This is a genomic window from Thalassolituus sp. ST750PaO-4 (assembly GCF_020320405.1).
In the GTDB taxonomy this organism is placed as follows: Bacteria; Pseudomonadota; Gammaproteobacteria; order Pseudomonadales; family Oceanobacteraceae; genus Venatoribacter; species Venatoribacter alkanivorans.
Genome location: NZ_JABVCB010000008.1, coordinates 21,917 through 38,723 on the forward strand (window position 1 = coordinate 21,917; position 16,807 = coordinate 38,723).

Genomic DNA, 16,807 nt, shown 5'->3' on the forward strand with positions numbered 1-16,807 from the left:
AATGAAAAAAGTATTCGCGTTAATTGCCGCATTTATTCCAGCCGTTGCTATGGCTGCAGGGGCCGGAGTTCATCTGGATAAGCACCTGACTGATCTGACTGACACTGCATCTCTGCAGCGTGGTGCGCAGACCTTTGCTAACTACTGCATGGGCTGTCACTCTCTGGAGCATGCCCGTTTCAACCGTGTTGCCCGCGATCTGGGTATCCCGGAAGATCTGATGAAAGAAAACCTGATTTTTGCCGACAAACAGTTCGGTGAACTGATGACCATCGGTATGCAGAAGGAAGACTCCAAGCGCTGGTTTGGTGCGACTCCTCCGGATCTGACTCTGGTTGCCCGCGTACGTCGCCCTGACTGGGTATATACCTACATGCGCAGCTTCTACGAAGATCCAAGCCGTCCATGGGGCGTGAACAACGTTGTATTTAAAGACGTTGGTATGCCGCATGTTCTGGCGGATCTGCAAGGCCGTCAGGTAAAAGGTACCGCACAGGTTGCTGTTGGTTTTGATACCCTGACTGGTCAGGAAATCACCGAAGAGCACGAAGGTGTTCTGTACCTGGCTGAAGAAGGCACGCTGTCTGCTGAAGAGTACGACAAAGTTGTGTATGACCTGGTTAACTTCCTGGTTTACATGGCTGAGCCAATTGCCGTTGAGCGTGAGCGCATCGGCTGGTGGGTACTGTTATTCCTGGCAATCTTCTTTGTTCCTGTATATATGCTGAACAAAGAATACTGGCGCGACGTTAAGTAATACGTCCGGCAGTTAATTGCCTGCACAGCCCGTCCGCTTTTGCGGCCGGGCTATCTTTGTTTTTGGGTTTGCTAAGAGGTAAGGAAATTATGGGGGTTGTGGCTAAACGCTCTTCCATGACGTTCTATTCGGATGCGTCAGATCATTACAGTCACCGTGTACGTATCGTACTGGCTGAAAAAGGGGTGGCGGTAGAAATTCATGACGTCGATCCCGACAACAAGCCAGAAGATCTGGCATCACTGAACCCATACAACTCGCTGCCGACACTGGTGGATCGCGATCTGGTTCTGTACGAACCAAACGTGATGATGGAATACCTCGACGAGCGCTTTCCGCATCCGCCGCTGCTGCCGGTTTACCCGGTTGCCCGTGCGCAGAGCCGTCTGTGGATTAACCGCATCGAAAAAGACTGGGGCGGCCTGATCGACACCATCCTTAATGGTAAGGGTAAAGACGTTGAGGCTGCCCGTAAGCAGCTGACTGACAGCCTGATCGCAACCAGCCCGATCTTTGCAGAACTGCCATATTTTATGAGCGAAGAGTTCTCCATCGTTGATTGCTGCGTTGGCCCGATCCTGTGGCGTCTGCCTGTACTGGGTATCGAATTGCCGGAGAAATCCTGTAAGCCGATGCTGCAATATATGGAGCGTCTGTTCGAGCGTGAATCCTTTATCGCCAGCCTCTCTGAAGCTGAGCGGGAAATGCGCGACTGATGAGTAATACCATGACACCCAGCCGTCCGTATTTAATGCGGGCGCTGAATGAGTGGATTCTCGATAATCAGTGCACGCCTTACGTTCTGGTTGATGCCTTACTGCCCGATGTTCAGGTTCCGCAGGAATATGTGAATAACGGGCAGATTGTGCTGAACATCAGTCCCGGGGCAGTGCAGAACCTGCTGATTGATGAAAGCGGCCTGTCGTTTAATGCCCGCTTTGGTGGTGTGCCTATGGCAGTCTTCGTTCCTGTCATTGCCATACTGGCAATTTATGCACGCGAAAATGGCCAGGGTATGGTGTTCGGCTCTGAAGCCGGAGCACCGGACCCGGACGATCCGCAGCCACCGAAGAAAAAACCTGCAACGGATACTCCGTCAGGTGGCGCAAGACCTTCACTGAAAGTGGTGAAGTAGTTGTTTTCGTCAAAATAAAAGAACCGCCGTCAGGCGGTTTTTTTATGTCTGCCTGTTGCCCAGTTCTGCTCCTCCCGGGCTGTTATTCAATAAATGGCGCGTCTTTGACCACTTTTGAAAATTTATTGTGATAGCTATCGATAAATGAAGATCCTGCGCTTGAAGGCAGAAACTGGCTGAGCATAATGCCTGACCAATTGGTCAAGTATTAATGGTCGGATCGCTATGCGCCTCTGTATGTTAAATCTGTTACTCGTATGTTTGTACTCACTGACAACTGCTGCTCATGCACAAATTAAAGCGGCTTTCATTTATGTCGGACCAGCAAAAGAAGTGGGCTGGTCACACTCGCATGACGAGGGCCGTCAGTATCTGGAAAAAGTTTTCGGTGCGGATGTTAAAACCGAGTATGCGGAATTCGTACAGGAAGGGCGGGCTTCCGCCGAGGCGATCCGTAAACTGGCTGAAAATAACGATATTATTTTTACCACCTCGCAGGGCTATATGGTCACCACAGCGCGTGTTGCGCGCGAATTTCCGGCGGTTAAATTTGATAACGCCACCGGACTGCGTCTGAGTGATAATCTCGGCAGTTATGCTGCACGTGCTTATGAGCCGCGCTATTTATCCGGCATGATTGCCGGTGCCATGACCCGCAGTAACCGCATTGGTTTTGTTGCCGCCCATGCTATTCCGGAAGTTATCCGTGGTATTAATGCATTTACCCTTGGCGTGCGCCGGGTAAACCCTCAGGCGGTTGTTGAAGTAAAGTGGACCCGTCAGTGGTACGCGCCGGACAAAGCCTCTGAGCTGGCCCGTGAGCTGCTGAAAAGCGGTGCTGATGTGCTGACCCATCACACCGACTCGCCAGCGGTTGTTAAAGAAGCAGAAGCCGCTGGCGTGTTTGCCATCAGCTTCCACTCCAATATGTCAGAATTTGCCCCGACCAAACAAATCGCCTCGGTTGGTTATGATTGGGGAAAATACTACGCCACACAGATTCAGGCGTTAAAAGAAGGCAACTGGAGCAGCAAGCGATTGTGGCTGGGTATGGGTGAGGATATCGCCCAGCTGAATAATCTCAGCGATCAGATTCCGGCAGCAGTGCGCGATCAGGTGTTGCAGGTTGAAAAGGAAATAAAGAATAAAACCTTCAGCGTTTTCTCCGGCCCTGTTCTTAACAGTCGCGGTCGTCCACTGGTACGTGCTGGCGAATCTCTCACCGATGATGAGCTGCTGCGTATGAACTGGTATGTGGAAGGTGTGGTTGGTGAGATGCCGTCGTTCTGAGGGCGGTGTATTACAGTGCTAAAGCGATTTCCCTGATGCTTTTCGGCATCAGGGAATGTAAGTAGCCAACTCAGGCATCAAACGGGCTGTTCGGCTCCCACGGATGCGGACGCTCGAACGCGTCTTTCTGTTCAATCATTGCCTTAATATTTTCCAGGTTCAGGCGGAATACCCGCTCCCCTTCGAACTGACTGACCCAGAATACAAAATGTTCAAAAACGGAATATTTTGTATGGTCGTCGAGATCACCTTCAAAGGTCAGGCGGGTGGTGCCATTGCCCAGATCTTCATACAGCTGATAGGCGGTAAACTGAAAACGCTCGAATAATTCCCAGCTGGTGTTGGAGATATTATAGGTGCGCAGGGTACGGCGTTTGTATGGTTCAGCGGTCAGCGTGCGTTCATCCCAGAAAAATCCTTCTTCATTGTCGTTGCGGAAGCAGCGGCGCAGGGCACCGATCTGGCCTTCGGCAACCGGTGAACTTTCCAGTGGGCGGATATGATCGAAGATTACCGACCAGCCTTTCGCGTGGCGGTTGTCAGAAAGAAAATCCCAGACTTCTTTGACGGGCGCATTAATAACAACGCTGTGTGAAGTAACAACGTGGCGCTGGGCCTGAGCAATAAGGATAACAACAGACAAAGTGACAACGGCCACCAGTCCGGCTAATAGTTTTTTCATAAGCGTTTCCGGATAAATAAGGAGGGTGAGTCGTGAGATGTCCGGCAGAAAGAGTGCCGGAAAATAATTCCGTCCGTGGTGCTTTTATTATGGTGTTATAAAACGCCCGCCGCGGTTATTGGCGGCGGGCGCTGAGGGTCTTACAACTCTGACAGTTTTTTCTGCAGTACGTCCATAACCACCTGCGGGTTAACCCCTTTAGCGGCTTTACGCACCAGACCAATAAAAGGCCCGATGGCTTTGGCACGTTTATCTTCCGGAGTGGCCAGATAGCCTTCCACCAGTTTCGGGTTGGCGGCCAGAACCTCGGCCACAATGGCTTCGATTGCGCCGCTGTCAGATACCTGTTTCAGGCCCAGAGAATCGACCAGCTTGTCGACGCTTTCTGCGCTGCCGTCACCTTTACCTTCGACCAGTGCATTAAAGACTTCTTTTGCACCACCGTTGTTCAGGGTGTTGTCTTTAATCAGCTGCAGAATGCGGCCCAGTTGTTCGGCGCTGACGGCCAGTTCGCCGATGCTGATTTCCAGACGGTTCAGTGTGGCAGACACATCGCCCTGCACCCAGTTGGCCGCCAGCTTATAGTCGTTGGCGATTTTTGCCGCGGTTTCGAAATAGTGTGCCAGCTCACGGTTGGCCGCGAGTACGGCTGCATCGATGGCGCTCAGGCCGTGTGCGTGAGCAAAGCGGGCACGTTTTGCATCCGGCAGTTCCGGCAGGGTGGCGCGTACGGCTTCAACATAGTTGTCGTCGATAATTACCGGTAATAAATCCGGACAAGGGAAATAGCGGTAATCGTTGGCAACTTCTTTGGAGCGCATGGCGCGGGTTTCGTTTTTGTCGGCATCGTACAGGCGGGTTTCCTGAATGATTTTGCCGCCGTCTTCGAGAATATCCATCTGCCGTGCAATTTCTGCATCGATGGCACGTTCCACGTTGCGGAAAGAGTTTACGTTTTTAATTTCGGTGCGGGTGCCGAATTCTTCCTGACCTTTCGGGCGCAGGGAAACGTTACAGTCACAACGCATTGAACCCTGGGATAAATCGCCGTCGCAAATACCCAGGTAAGTCACAATGCTGTGCATTTTACGGAAATAGGCTGCGGCTTCTTTGGCGTTGCGCATTTCCGGCTCAGATACGATTTCAATCAGCGGCGTGCCGGCACGGTTCAAGTCGATACCGGACATACCGTTAAAGCCTTCGTGCACCGATTTCCCGGCGTCTTCTTCCAGGTGTGCACGGGTAACGTTAATACGCTTGCTGCTGCCGTCTTCCAGTTCGATATCGATGTGGCCGATGCCCACAATCGGGTGATGCAGCTGGGTGGTCTGGTAGCCTTTGGGAGAATCCGGGTAGAAATAGTTTTTACGGTCAAAAACCGATTTCAGGCCGATTTCGGCGTCAATGGCGAGACCGAATTTTACCGCCATACGCAGTGCTTCTTCGTTAAACGCTGGCAGTACACCAGGCAGACCCAGATCGATGGCACAGGCCTGGGTATTGGCGTCGGCACCGTACGCGGTCGACGAGCCGGAGAAAATTTTCGATTTGGTGGCCAGCTGAGCGTGAATCTCAAGGCCGATTACAACTTCCCATTCCATGATTCGCTCCTCAGATGTCTGCCTGGTTTTTAAGGTCAGGTGTTTTCAGATGCCAGTCGGTGCTTTGCTGGAATTTATGCGCAGCATTCAGCAGACGGCCTTCGTCAAAATAATTACCAATCAGCTGTAAGCCGACAGGTAAGTTGTTTACCTGACCACAGGAAATCGACATGCCGGGCAGGCCTGCCAGATTCAGGGCGATGGTGAAAATATCTTCAAGGTACATGTCGACCGGATCGGCGGTTTTTTCGCCGCATTTAAATGCCGGCGTCGGAGTGGTTGGTCCCATGATGATATCGACTTCGTTAAAGGCATTCACAAAGTCATTTTTAATCAGACGGCGTACCTGCTGCGCTTTTTTGTAGTAAGCATCGTAGAAACCGGCAGACAGGGCATAAGCACCGACCATAATGCGGCGTTTAACTTCGATACCGAAACCTTCACCACGCGAGCGTTTGTACAGGTCGTTAATATCCTGCGGATTTTCGCAACGGTAACCAAAACGTACACCGTCCATGCGTGACAGGTTGGCGGAGCACTCGGCCGGCGCAATGATGTAATAAGCAGGAATGGCCAGATGGGTATTTGGCAGTGAAATTTCTTTCACCTTGGCGCCCATCTTTTCGTATTCGGCGATGGCGTTGCGCACCTGCTGCTGCATTTCGGCACTTAAATCGCTGCGGAAATATTCTTTCGGCAAGCCGATGGTTAAACCTTCGATGCTGTTATTCAGTGTGGCGGTGTAATCCGGTACTTCACGGTCAACACAGGTAGAGTCTTTGGCATCAAAGCCGGCCATAACATTGAGCATCATGGCGGAGTCTTCGGCGGTACGGGTAATGGTACCGGCCTGATCGAGACTGGAGGCGTAAGCAATCATGCCCCAGCGTGATACGCGGCCATAGGTTGGCTTCAGACCGGTCAGGCCACAGAAGGCGGCAGGCTGGCGGATCGAGCCACCGGTATCCGATGCCGTGGCACCCGGTACCAGTTGCGCGGCAACCGCAGCGGCAGAGCCACCGGAAGAACCACCGGGAACACGGTCGGTATCCCATGGGTTTTTAACGGCGCCGAAAAAAGAGCTTTCGTTGGATGAGCCCATGGCAAATTCATCCATGTTCAGCTTACCCAGAGACACAGCACCGGCGTTATTGAAGTTTTCAACAATGGTGGCGTCGTAAGGCGCAACGAAATTGCTCAGCATTTTTGAGCCGCAGGTGGTCAGAACACCGTTGGTACAGAAAATATCTTTATGTGCCATCGGCACACCGGTCCAGGCATCGGCATTGCCGGCTGCGCGACGGGCATCGGCGGCTTTGGCCTGAGCCAGTGCCTGTTCTTCGCTCACGGTAATGAAACTGTTGTAGCGATTATCGGTCTGTTTGATGCGGGAAAGCAGGTTCTCAGTAATTTCGACACTGCTGTATTCACCGGCCGCCAGATCGCGGGAAATTTCTGCGATGGTTTTGTTATGCATAAGGAATCCTTGTCCCCGGGGCTGAGCCTCAGGTTTTGCTGTTACTCAACGACGCGTGGTACGAGGTAGTAGCCGTTTTCGGTCTGAGGAGCGATCTGCTGGAAATGATCGCGGTTATTCTCTTCGGTCACGACGTCAGCCCGCAGGCGCTGAACTGCATCCAGCGGGTGTGCCATTGGTTCGACAGATGAGGTGTCGACGGCGGATAACTGATCGACCAGGTCGAGAATGTTGCTCAGATTTTTCTGGTATTCCGCGATTTGTGCCTCGTCGATTTGCAGACGGGACAGATCGGCAATGTCACGAACCTGTTGCTGGTCCAGAGCCATGTGCTTACTCCAGTGTTGATGCCTGTTGGAAAGGTGCCGAGCGTAGCATAAATGCGCCTTGCCCTAAATCCCCACCATTGCTAGAGTTACCCACAATTTTGCCACCTGTGAACAGGAATCGATTGGATGTTTAAGAAGTTAAGAGGCCTGTTTTCCAGTGATCTGTCGATCGATCTGGGAACTGCAAACACTCTGATTTACATGCGTGATCAAGGCATTGTCCTCAATGAGCCATCAGTTGTAGCCATCCGTCTGCAGGGTCATCAGAAAAGCGTGGCAGCGGTAGGTACCGAAGCAAAACGTATGCTGGGTCGTACTCCGGGAAATATTCAGGCCATCCGGCCAATGAAAGACGGTGTAATTGCCGACTTTGAAGTGACTGAAAAAATGCTGCAGTACTTTATTAAAAAAGTGCACGAAAGCAGTTTTATGACTCCAAGCCCACGGGTTGTGGTCTGTGTGCCGTATCAGGCAACCAAGGTTGAACGCAAAGCGATCCGCGATTCTGTTCTGGGTGCCGGTGCGCGTCGTGCTTATCTGATTCACGAACCAATGGCAGCAGCGATTGGTGCCGGCTTGCCGGTTGATGAAGCGCGTGGCTCCATGGTTGTGGATATCGGTGGTGGTACCACCGAAATCGCCATCATCTCCCTGAGTGGCGTAGTTTATGCGGAATCGGTAAAAGTGGGTGGTGACCGTTTTGATGAGGCCATCGTCGCTTATATTCGCCGCAACTACGGCAGCCTGATCGGTGAAGCGACCGCGGAGCGTATCAAGCAAGAGATTGGTACCGCATATCCGGGTGGTGAAGTACGCGAGATTGATGTCCGTGGCCGTAACCTGGCCGAAGGTATTCCGCGCAGCTTTACCCTGAACTCCAACGAAATTCTCGAAGCGCTGCAGGAATCGCTGGCGGCTATCGTGCAGGCGGTTAAAGGTGCACTGGAGCAATCTCCACCGGAGCTGGCGTCTGACGTTGCCGAGCGCGGTATGGTGTTGACCGGTGGTGGCGCATTGCTGCGTGACCTCGACAAGCTGCTGAGTGAAGAAACCGGCCTGCCGGTGATCGTTGCTGATGATCCTCTGACCTGTGTCGCCCGTGGCGGTGGTAAGTTCCTGGAAACGGCAACAGAGCAACAGCTGGAAATGCTGGTGCTGGATTAATCGCCGGAAATAAGTGCTGAAAAAGCGGAGCTTTGGCTCCGCTTTTTTTATGCTTAAAGCATTCCTTTATGCGGCGGAAGCGCTGACTCAGGCCTGCCGGTGCTGGTTCCTGTTTGTGCTTGGCGGTATAGTTAGCCACTTCAATTTTTATTCGGGTACAGCGTTATTAAGTCGCAGTTTCAGGTGCCGACGTTTCAGCGGCAGCGGGTATTGGGGATTGTTGTTCTGGCACTGGCGCTGATGTGGCTGGACAGTCACGCTCCGTGGTTACAATCCGTGCGTTATATCACCGGCTATCTGCTGGCGCCTGCGCAACAGGTGGCTCTGGTTCCCTCCGCTATTGGTAACTGGTTTGGCGAATCCGCCGCCAGCCGTCAGGAATTAACCAACGAAAATAAACAGCTGACAGCGCGCAATCTGGTACTGGAACTGCGTGCCCAGCGTCTGGCTGCGCTGGAAGCGGAAAATATTGAACTGCGTGAATTACTCAGTGCTTCTGAGCAGGTCGATGACCGCGTGCTGGTCACCGCCGTGGTCGCCGTTGATCCTGATCCTTTCAGCCAGCAGATTCTGATCAACAAAGGCGGCGAAGACGGCGTATTTATCGGCCAGCCTGTGCTGGATGCCTACGGCCTGCTTGGTCAGGTGATCGATGTAATGCCCTACAGTGCGCGGGTATTGATGATTGCCGACTCCAACCATGCGATTCCGGTGCAGGTAAACCGCAATGGAGTGCGCGCAATTGCCGTTGGCACCGGCGCGCTGGATGAACTCGAACTGATTTATGTGCCCAATACCGCCGACATTATCAAGGGCGACCTGCTGGTCAGCTCCGGTCTGGGCGGGCGTTATCCGCGTGGTTATCCGGTAGCAACCGTGACCAGAGTAGAAAATATTCCCGGAAAATCCTTTGCCGCCGTTACGGCAGAACCCAGTGCTCATCTGGATCGCAGCCGGCATTTATTGCTGGTGTTCAGTCATGGCTCCGGTCAGGTACCACCGGGCGGCTTATGGCAGGGTAAAGAATGAATATCCGTGCACTGATTCTAGTGGCTACCGGTATGTTTCTGGCCTTTGTGCTTGAGCACCTGCCGATGCCCGATATTCTGTTGTGGCTGCAGCCGGCCTGGGTGTTGTTATTGGTAACCCTGCTGGTGCTGCATGCGCCACATATTTTTGGTTTATGGCTGGCCGTGCCGCTGGGACTGATGCTGGATGTCGAGCACAATTCGTTGCTTGGTATGCACGTACTCACGCTGGCAGTGCATATTTTTGTGCTGCAGCTGCTGTACCGGCGTATGGCGATGTTTAACTTTCTGCAGCAGACCGCCGTGGTGTTCTTGCTGGTGGTGCTGCAGCAGTTACTGAGTTACTGGGCGGTAGCGCTGGTGAGTGAAAATATGGTGCCGGTATCGCTCTGGACTCCGGCCCTGACCTCGGCGCTGGTCTGGCCCTGGGTGTACGCCTTAACCCATATGGCGCTGGCGCGCCTGCATCTGTCATGACGGATGCAAAAGGCCTGATTCTGGCGTCCGCTTCGCCACGGCGACGGGAATTACTGCAGCAGATTGGTGTGCAGTTTCGTGTGCAGGTGGCCGATATTGACGAAACACCGCAGGCGGGAGAGACACCGGCTGCTTATGTTGCCAGACTGGCACTGGGCAAGGCACAGAAGGTTGCAGCAGCTAACCCCGGTTGTGTGGTGCTGGGTTCAGACACCACGGTAGTGCTGGACGATGAGATTCTCGGTAAGCCGGAAAACGATGCCGATGCAGCGCGTATGCTGGCCGCCCTGGCTGGTCGCCGCCATCAGGTCATGACCGCCGTTGCCCTGGTGCAGGATGATCAGCAGCGGGTGCAGACGGTTATCACCAATGTTCACTTTACGCCGTTAACTGCCGCGCAGATCACCGCCTATGTGGCGACCGGCGAGCCGGCCGATAAAGCCGGAGCTTATGGAATACAGGGACTGGGCGCAGTGCTGGTGGACGCCATTGAAGGCAGTTACAGCAATGTGGTTGGTCTGCCGCTGACGGAAACAGCGGCCATGCTGCAAGAATTTAATATTCCCATCTGGGACAAGGATTAAGCCTGTGAATGCAGAAATTCTGATGAACGTTACCCCGACGGAAACGCGGGTAGCGGTGGTCGAGAACGGCGTGGTGCAGGAGATTTTCCTCGAACGCACCAACCACCGCGGACTGGTCGGCAACATTTATAAAGGCAAAGTAGTGCGCGTGCTGCCCGGTATGCAGGCGGCCTTTGTCGATATCGGTCTGGAGCGGGCTGCTTTTATTCACGCGGCGGAAATCGGCACGGGTGATGGCAATGCGCCGATCAGCCAGCTGGTACACGAAGGCCAGGCGCTGGTAGTGCAGGTTACCAAAGACCCTATCGGCACCAAAGGTGCCCGTCTGACCACTCAGCTTGCTATTCCGTCACGCTATCTGGTGTACATGCCGGGAGCGGATCATGTCGGCATTTCACAGCGTATTGATGACGATGGCGAACGCGAGCGTCTGAAGCAGCTGGTGAATAACTGCATGGAAGCGGAAGGTCTGACCGGCGAAGCGGGGTTTATCCTGCGTACTGCGGCTGAAGGCGTGGGCGATGATGAAATTCTGTCCGATACCCGCTACCTGCGCCGTTTATGGCGCAAGCTGGAAGAGCGCATTAAAGACAATAAACCGCCGAGTCTGGTGTATGACGAGCTGCCGCTGTCGCTGCGTACCCTGCGCGATTATTCGCGCCCGGAAGTTACCAAGATTCTGATCGACTCGCGTGAAACCTTTCAGAAAATCGAGCAGTTTGTGCAGCAGTATGTGCCAGAAGTTGCCGACCGTATTGAGTATTATCCCGGCCCGCGTCCGCTGTTTGAACTGTACAGCGTCGAAGATGAAATCCAGCGCGCGCTGGAGCGCAAGGTGCCGCTGAAGTCCGGCGGCTATCTGGTGATCGATCAGACCGAAGCCATGACCACCATCGACGTGAATACCGGTGGCTTTGTCGGCCGCCGCAACCTCGAAGAAACCATTTTCAAAACCAACCTCGAAGCCGCCACCGCCATTGGCCGTCAACTGCGTCTGCGCAATCTCGGCGGTATTATCATCCTCGATTTTATCGATATGGTTGAAGCCGAGCATCAGCGTCAGGTTCTGCGCATGCTGGAAAAGGTACTGGAAAAGGATCACGCTAAAACCAAGATCAGTGGTGTATCTGAACTGGGACTGGTGGAGATGACGCGCAAGCGTACGCGTGAGAGTCTGGAGCAGATGCTGATGGAACCCTGCCGTTGTTGTGGTGGGCGCGGTTCGGTAAAAACCGCAGAAACCATCTGCTATGAAATTTTCCGTGAAATTCTGCGCGAAGAACGGGCTTACGGTGCCGGAACCTATTCCGTACTCGCCAGTCAGCAGGTAGTGGACCGGCTGCTGGACGAAGACAGCAACGGTCTGGCGGATCTGGAAGCCTTTATCGGCAAGGCCATTAAGTTACAGGTCGAGCCGTTATACACCCAGGATCATTACGACATCGTCCTGCAATAGGCATTGTTATGATTTGGTTGCGCGAGTTCTGGACACAAATCTGGATTACCCTGGTGGTCGCCGCGGTGACCCTGGCGCTGTATACCAGCCTGGGTCGCCAGTTGATTCCGCTGGTGGAAACCTACCGTGCCGATCTCGAACATGAACTGAGCCTGCAACTGGGCCAGCCGGTATCCATCGGTCAGCTGCAGGGCGACTGGAACATGCTGTCGCCTGTGGTGCGCATGCGCGATGTACAGGTGGGGCTGTTGGCCGACGGTATCCATGTGGCACGCATGGAGGCTGAGCTGGATGTCAGTGCCAGTGCTTTCTATCGTCTGCCGGTGTTCAAACGTATCGAAATTCAGGGCGTACGCGCCGACCTTTATCAGCGTGATCAAACACACTGGTCAATTGGCCGTGGCTGGTCGGTCGACCTGAGCGGAATCAAGCGTCAGCCTGCGGCTGCCGACAATGTGAAAATTGCCGCCTCTTCCAATCCTTTGTGGCTGAACTGGCTGGAGCTGCAGCAGGCCATTGTTCTTACCGACTGGAATATCACCAGCTTTGATCCACAGATGACCCGTGAAGACGTGCAGATTGACCGGCTGGTCTGGCGCAACCGCGGCGACAGTCATGAGCTGGACGGCAACCTGGCCTGGGGCCGTGAGCAACTGGCAAATATCAAACTGATGGCTTCGGTGGATGGCGATCTCTGGCCCTGGTACCGGCAGAACGGCGAAGTCTTTCTGCGCATTGATAACCAGGAATGGACGCGCTGGATTCCCGATCAGCTGCCCGGTGGTCTGAGCATTGAACGCTTTACCGCGGGCGCTGAGGCCTGGCTCAGTATCCGTGACGGCGATCTGAACGCGTTGTACGTCGATGCCGATATACCGGCCTTTACCCTGAATACCAGTGGCCAGCCGCTGGCGCTGAGCGGCGGCAGCCTGAAAATTGGTGGCGAACACAATGGCGATGACTGGCACCTGCGTGTATTACCGCAGTTTGATCAGCAACTGCCCCTCGACAGTCTGAGTCTCAGTGCCATCACATTGCCGCAGCAGAAAGGCTGGCAGATTGGGGTGCCGCTGCTGGATGTGGCAGCTGCCCGCCGTTTTATTCTTGACCATCAGTTATTGCCCGAGCCGTTCGACCAATATGTTGAAGGTACTGACGGCCGCGGAGAAGCGCGTAATCTGCGTATTTCGCTGTTACCCGGCGAGCATTGGCAAGTGGATGTGCGCAGCGATATTGTCAATGCCAGCAGCGCGGCCTATCACGGCATTCCGGCGTTCAGCGATGTGACCGGTACGCTGCATCTGCAACCACAGGGTGGTTTGTTACAGGTAAAAGGTGATGATCTGAGCGTTCATCTGGCCGATGTTTACAGCCAACCCTGGGATCTGAAGAAATTGTCGGCCGGCTTTTACTGGGCGATCAAACCCGATTTCTATCAGCTGCAGCTGCGTGGCCTGAAAGCCGGTTTGCAGGAGAATGACTCTGCAACGGTATGGCCGCTCAGTGGTGAACTCGCGATTAATCTGCCACGCAGTCACAGCGCCACCGAATCTACCCTGAGCCTGTTGTTTGGTTTGCCACAGGCGCCGGCCAGTCTGCGCTCGCAACTGGTGCCTGAACTTCTTGATGAGGCGGTGCGTGACTGGCTCGGTCAGTCGATTGTGGCCGGAGACTTCCGCGATGCCGCTTTCTTGCTGCACGGTAACCTTGAGCACGAACATCCTGACAACAGCCTGACCACTCAGCTGTATCTGGAAGTGGAAGGTGCCGAACTGAAATACATGCCGGACTGGCCAGCGCTGCGCGCTATTAAAGGACGGCTGATGATGGATGCGCCGGCACTGGACGTCTGGCTGGAGCAGGGCAAAACCCTTGGCGGCGAGCTGGTACCGCATTCCGGCCGGGTGCGTTTACGTCCGGGACGTGATGGCCACACCGAACTGTCGGTGGCCGGTCGTCTGCGCGGAGACAGTGGCGACGCATTACGTTATTTCACCGAAACGCCATTACAGGGCGTGGTGAACAATGCCTTTGATCACTGGCAGGCCAATGGTCCGATGACGGCCAATATGCTGCTGGAAATGCCGCTGGGTGCTGAACACGCTGAGCCTGAGATCAAACTGGACGTGGAGCTGAGCGATAACCAGCTGCGTCTGGACGACCTCAATATTGATCTGGCAAACCTCAAAGGCCGGCTGCGTTACAACAGCCAGGTAGGTCTGCTGTCCGACTGGCTCGAAGGCGATGTGTTTGGCGGTCACTTTAATGCCGGTATCGAATCGGTCGGTCGCCCCGGTGGCTTCGATATGGTGCTGAGTGCCAATGGTGATGCCCGCTGGGATCGTTTTAAACAGTGGATGCCACTGTTTTTGCTGGACCCGGTCAGTGGCGCTCTGGACTACAACGCCCGTCTGACCGTTGGCGCGCAGGGTGTGGTGTTTAATTTCAATTCCGATCTGCAGGGCACGGCTATTGATCTGCCTTATCCGTTAGGTAAAACAGCCGATAGTGCTGCACGGCTGATGGAGGTGCGGGTCGAGCCCGGCACAGAAACCCGGATCAACCTCAACTACGATAACCTGTTGCGTGCTGCACTGGCGCTGGATGCTGATGGCCTGAACCGGGGGCAGGTGTACCTTGGCGGCTCGGAACCTTTCCTGCCGAGTGATAAAGGCGTGGTGGTTCGTGGCCAGCTGAGTGAATCCATTGTTGCCTCGGACTGGTGGGATACCTGGCAGCATCTGTCCGGCCTGCTGGCAGCAGAAAGCAAGGCGCAGAAAGCTGGTGCCACAGTCAAAAGTGAGGCAACTGCACACAGTAATAATCCGCTGCGCAGTATTAATCTGACGCTGGGTGGCGTGGATGCCTGGGGAGCGGCGATGGGGCCAACCCATATCATTGCTGCCCAGCAGTGGGATGAATGGGATTTTGACGTCGACAGCACGCTGGTGAAAGGCAAAATCCGTATGCTGCCGGGCAATGAGCCGATTCAGCTGGCGCTGGACTATATTCATTTGCCGCAAAGTGAAGAGGAGCCGGGAAACCTGGCGACACTGGATGGCAGCCAGGATGAGGTGACGGTGGTTGCTGACAAGCCTGATCCGCTGGCAGCGCTCAATCCGGCGGATTTCCCGCCGATGGATATGGATCTTGCAGAGCTTTATGTCGGCAGCCGTAACTTTGGTCGCTGGAAACTCAGCAGCCGGCCACAGACTGATGGTATGCAGATCACTCTGCACGACAGTGATATGAAAGGCATGGCCTTTACCGGGGATGTGTACTGGCTGAAGCAGGGTGACCAGCATCAGACCCGCCTCGACACGCTGCAGATCAGCAGTAACGACATTGGCCGGGTGCAGCGCGCTTTCCGTCAGGAAGCCGCGATTGAAGGTAAGGATATGCGCTCGACCCTGCAGCTGAACTGGCAGGGCTCGCCACTGGCTTACAACAACAAAACTCTCAATGGTCTGGCCAGTTTCCGTGTGAAAGACGGCAATATGGCTGCCGAAGGTGCCGGAGCGTTAAAAGCCTTTGGTGCGCTGAACTTTAATTCGGTCGCCCGCCGCCTGAAGCTCGACTTCTCCGATCTGTATCAGTCCGGGGTGGCCTTCGACACACTGAAAGGCAAAGCGCGGATTGAAAATGGCCTGCTGACCCTGACCGAGCCGCTGAGCATGGACGGCCCGGGTGGTAAATTCCTCACCTCAGGCAGCACCGATCTGAAGACCCAGACACTGGATATGAAACTGGCGGTGACCTTCCCGGTATCCAGTACGCTGCCGATGGTGGCGCTGCTGGCCGGTCTGGCACCACCGGTAGCGGCCTCGATTTATGTTACCGAGAAGCTGATTGGTGACGAGCTGGCACGCTTCACCAGTGCCAGTTACGACCTGAAAGGCACCTGGGAAAAACCGGATCTGAAGATCAATCAGGCCTTTGACGATAAGGTCGACGGTAAGAAGAGCCGCAGCCTGCTGGAACGCTTCAAGAGTATTTTCTATATCTTCGGCGGAGGCGATGACGACTGATGGCTAACGTCGCGGTGATTCAGTTCAGCAGCCACCCCCAGATTGAACACAATCTGGCACAGGCCTATGACTTGCTGCAGCAGGCAGCGGCACAGGGTGCAGTGCTGGCGTTACTGCCGGAAATGTTCCTCACGCTGGATGGTAAGCAGTACAACGCCATTGCCGCTGATCCGCAGTATGTGCAGCGTCTGGCCGGCTGGGCGCAGGAACTGAAACTCTGGCTGGTGGCCGGTGCTGTGCCGATGCCATGCCCGGACGGAGATCCGCGGGTGCGTTCGGCCTGTCTGGTGTTTAACAGCGAAGGCGAACAGGTTGCCCGCTACGACAAGATTCATCTGTTTGATGTCGATGTTGGCGATGCCCACGGCAGTTACCGTGAATCAGAACGCTTTGCACCCGGGGATGAGGTGGTGCTTGTGGATACACCGGCCGGCCGACTGGGGCTGGCGATCTGTTACGACCTGCGCTTTCCGGGGTTGTTTCAGCGTCTGCGCGAGCAGGGCGCGGAGATGATTTCTGTGCCCGCGGCTTTTACCTACACCACCGGCGCAGCGCACTGGCAAACACTGCTGCGCGCCCGTGCGATTGAAACCCAGTGCTATGTGCTGGCCGCGAATCAGTGTGGCTGGCATGACGATAAACGCCGTACCTATGGTCATTCACAGATTATTGATGCCTGGGGAGCGGTGCTGACAGAGCTGGAAGAAGAGGCCGGAGTGGCGCTGGCGGAGATTGATCTGCCGCAGCTGGCGGAGGTACGCAAAAAAATGCCGGTGACTCAGCACCGGCGTTTCTGAAC

General features: G+C 54.6%; 15 protein-coding genes. 11 read left to right on the top strand and 4 right to left on the bottom strand.

Annotation, left to right across the window (positions count from 1 at the left end; genetic code table 11):
• The first annotated feature begins 1 nt into the window (after position 1).
• The 4 genes from HUF18_RS09510 (at position 2) to HUF18_RS09525 (ending at position 3,182) form a co-directional block, all read left to right on the top strand.
• Complete coding sequence (locus tag HUF18_RS09510; RefSeq protein ID WP_225692036.1) at positions 2-757, top strand: cytochrome c1; 756 nt, start codon at positions 2-4, stop codon at positions 755-757.
• Positions 758-846: 89 nt separating this feature from the next.
• Positions 847-1,473, top strand: coding sequence for a stringent starvation protein SspA (gene sspA / locus HUF18_RS09515; protein WP_145471056.1), 627 nt, complete (start codon positions 847-849; stop codon positions 1,471-1,473).
• A gap of 11 nt (positions 1,474-1,484) precedes the next feature.
• Positions 1,485-1,892, top strand: coding sequence for a ClpXP protease specificity-enhancing factor (locus HUF18_RS09520; protein WP_222428627.1), 408 nt, complete (start codon positions 1,485-1,487; stop codon positions 1,890-1,892).
• A gap of 237 nt (positions 1,893-2,129) precedes the next feature.
• Positions 2,130-3,182, top strand: a complete 1,053-nt coding sequence (locus HUF18_RS09525; protein ID WP_225692037.1) for a BMP family ABC transporter substrate-binding protein — start codon at positions 2,130-2,132, stop codon at positions 3,180-3,182.
• A gap of 70 nt (positions 3,183-3,252) precedes the next feature.
• On the opposite strand, the gene HUF18_RS09530 is transcribed toward HUF18_RS09525, so the two are convergent.
• From HUF18_RS09530 to gatC, 4 genes are all read right to left on the bottom strand, one after another.
• Complete coding sequence (locus tag HUF18_RS09530) at positions 3,253-3,864, bottom strand: SRPBCC family protein (RefSeq protein WP_225692038.1); 612 nt, start codon at positions 3,862-3,864, stop codon at positions 3,253-3,255.
• Between the two features lie 140 nt (positions 3,865-4,004).
• Entirely contained in the window at positions 4,005-5,465 is a 1,461-nt protein-coding gene (gene gatB / locus HUF18_RS09535; protein ID WP_145471052.1) for an Asp-tRNA(Asn)/Glu-tRNA(Gln) amidotransferase subunit GatB, read from the bottom strand.
• Positions 5,466-5,475: 10 nt separating this feature from the next.
• A complete protein-coding gene (gatA, locus tag HUF18_RS09540; RefSeq protein ID WP_225692039.1) occupies positions 5,476-6,942 on the bottom strand; it encodes an Asp-tRNA(Asn)/Glu-tRNA(Gln) amidotransferase subunit GatA in 1,467 nt (488 codons plus the stop codon).
• 41 nt (positions 6,943-6,983) lie between these two features.
• The gene (gatC, locus tag HUF18_RS09545) at positions 6,984-7,271 is read right to left on the bottom strand and encodes an Asp-tRNA(Asn)/Glu-tRNA(Gln) amidotransferase subunit GatC (protein ID WP_145471050.1); all 288 of its coding nucleotides are present in this window, start codon (positions 7,269-7,271) and stop codon (positions 6,984-6,986) included.
• Between the two features lie 126 nt (positions 7,272-7,397).
• Here gatC and HUF18_RS09550 point away from each other — a divergent pair, with 126 nt between their 5' ends.
• From HUF18_RS09550 to HUF18_RS09580, 7 genes are all read left to right on the top strand, one after another.
• On the top strand, positions 7,398-8,435 hold the full coding sequence (locus tag HUF18_RS09550) for a rod shape-determining protein (RefSeq protein WP_145471049.1): 1,038 nt from the start codon (positions 7,398-7,400) through the stop codon (positions 8,433-8,435).
• Positions 8,436-8,618: 183 nt separating this feature from the next.
• Positions 8,619-9,464 carry a rod shape-determining protein MreC gene (mreC, locus tag HUF18_RS09555; RefSeq protein ID WP_225692040.1) on the top strand — a complete coding sequence of 282 codons (846 nt, stop codon included), beginning with the start codon at positions 8,619-8,621 and terminating at the stop codon, positions 9,462-9,464.
• The gene (gene mreD, locus HUF18_RS09560) at positions 9,461-9,940 is read left to right on the top strand and encodes a rod shape-determining protein MreD (RefSeq protein ID WP_145471047.1); all 480 of its coding nucleotides are present in this window, start codon (positions 9,461-9,463) and stop codon (positions 9,938-9,940) included. Before mreC ends, mreD begins: the two co-directional genes overlap by 4 nt.
• A complete protein-coding gene (locus HUF18_RS09565; RefSeq protein ID WP_225692041.1) occupies positions 9,937-10,524 on the top strand; it encodes a Maf family protein in 588 nt (195 codons plus the stop codon). The genes mreD and HUF18_RS09565 overlap by 4 nt, the downstream gene beginning before the upstream one ends.
• A 4-nt stretch (positions 10,525-10,528) precedes the next feature.
• Positions 10,529-11,980, top strand: coding sequence for a ribonuclease G (rng, locus tag HUF18_RS09570; protein ID WP_145471045.1), 1,452 nt, complete (start codon positions 10,529-10,531; stop codon positions 11,978-11,980).
• Positions 11,981-11,988: 8 nt separating this feature from the next.
• Entirely contained in the window at positions 11,989-16,008 is a 4,020-nt protein-coding gene (locus HUF18_RS09575) for a YhdP family protein (protein WP_225692042.1), read from the top strand.
• On the top strand, positions 16,008-16,805 hold the full coding sequence (locus HUF18_RS09580) for a carbon-nitrogen hydrolase family protein (protein ID WP_225692043.1): 798 nt from the start codon (positions 16,008-16,010) through the stop codon (positions 16,803-16,805). Before HUF18_RS09575 ends, HUF18_RS09580 begins: the two co-directional genes overlap by 1 nt.
• Positions 16,806-16,807: the final 2 nt, after the last annotated feature.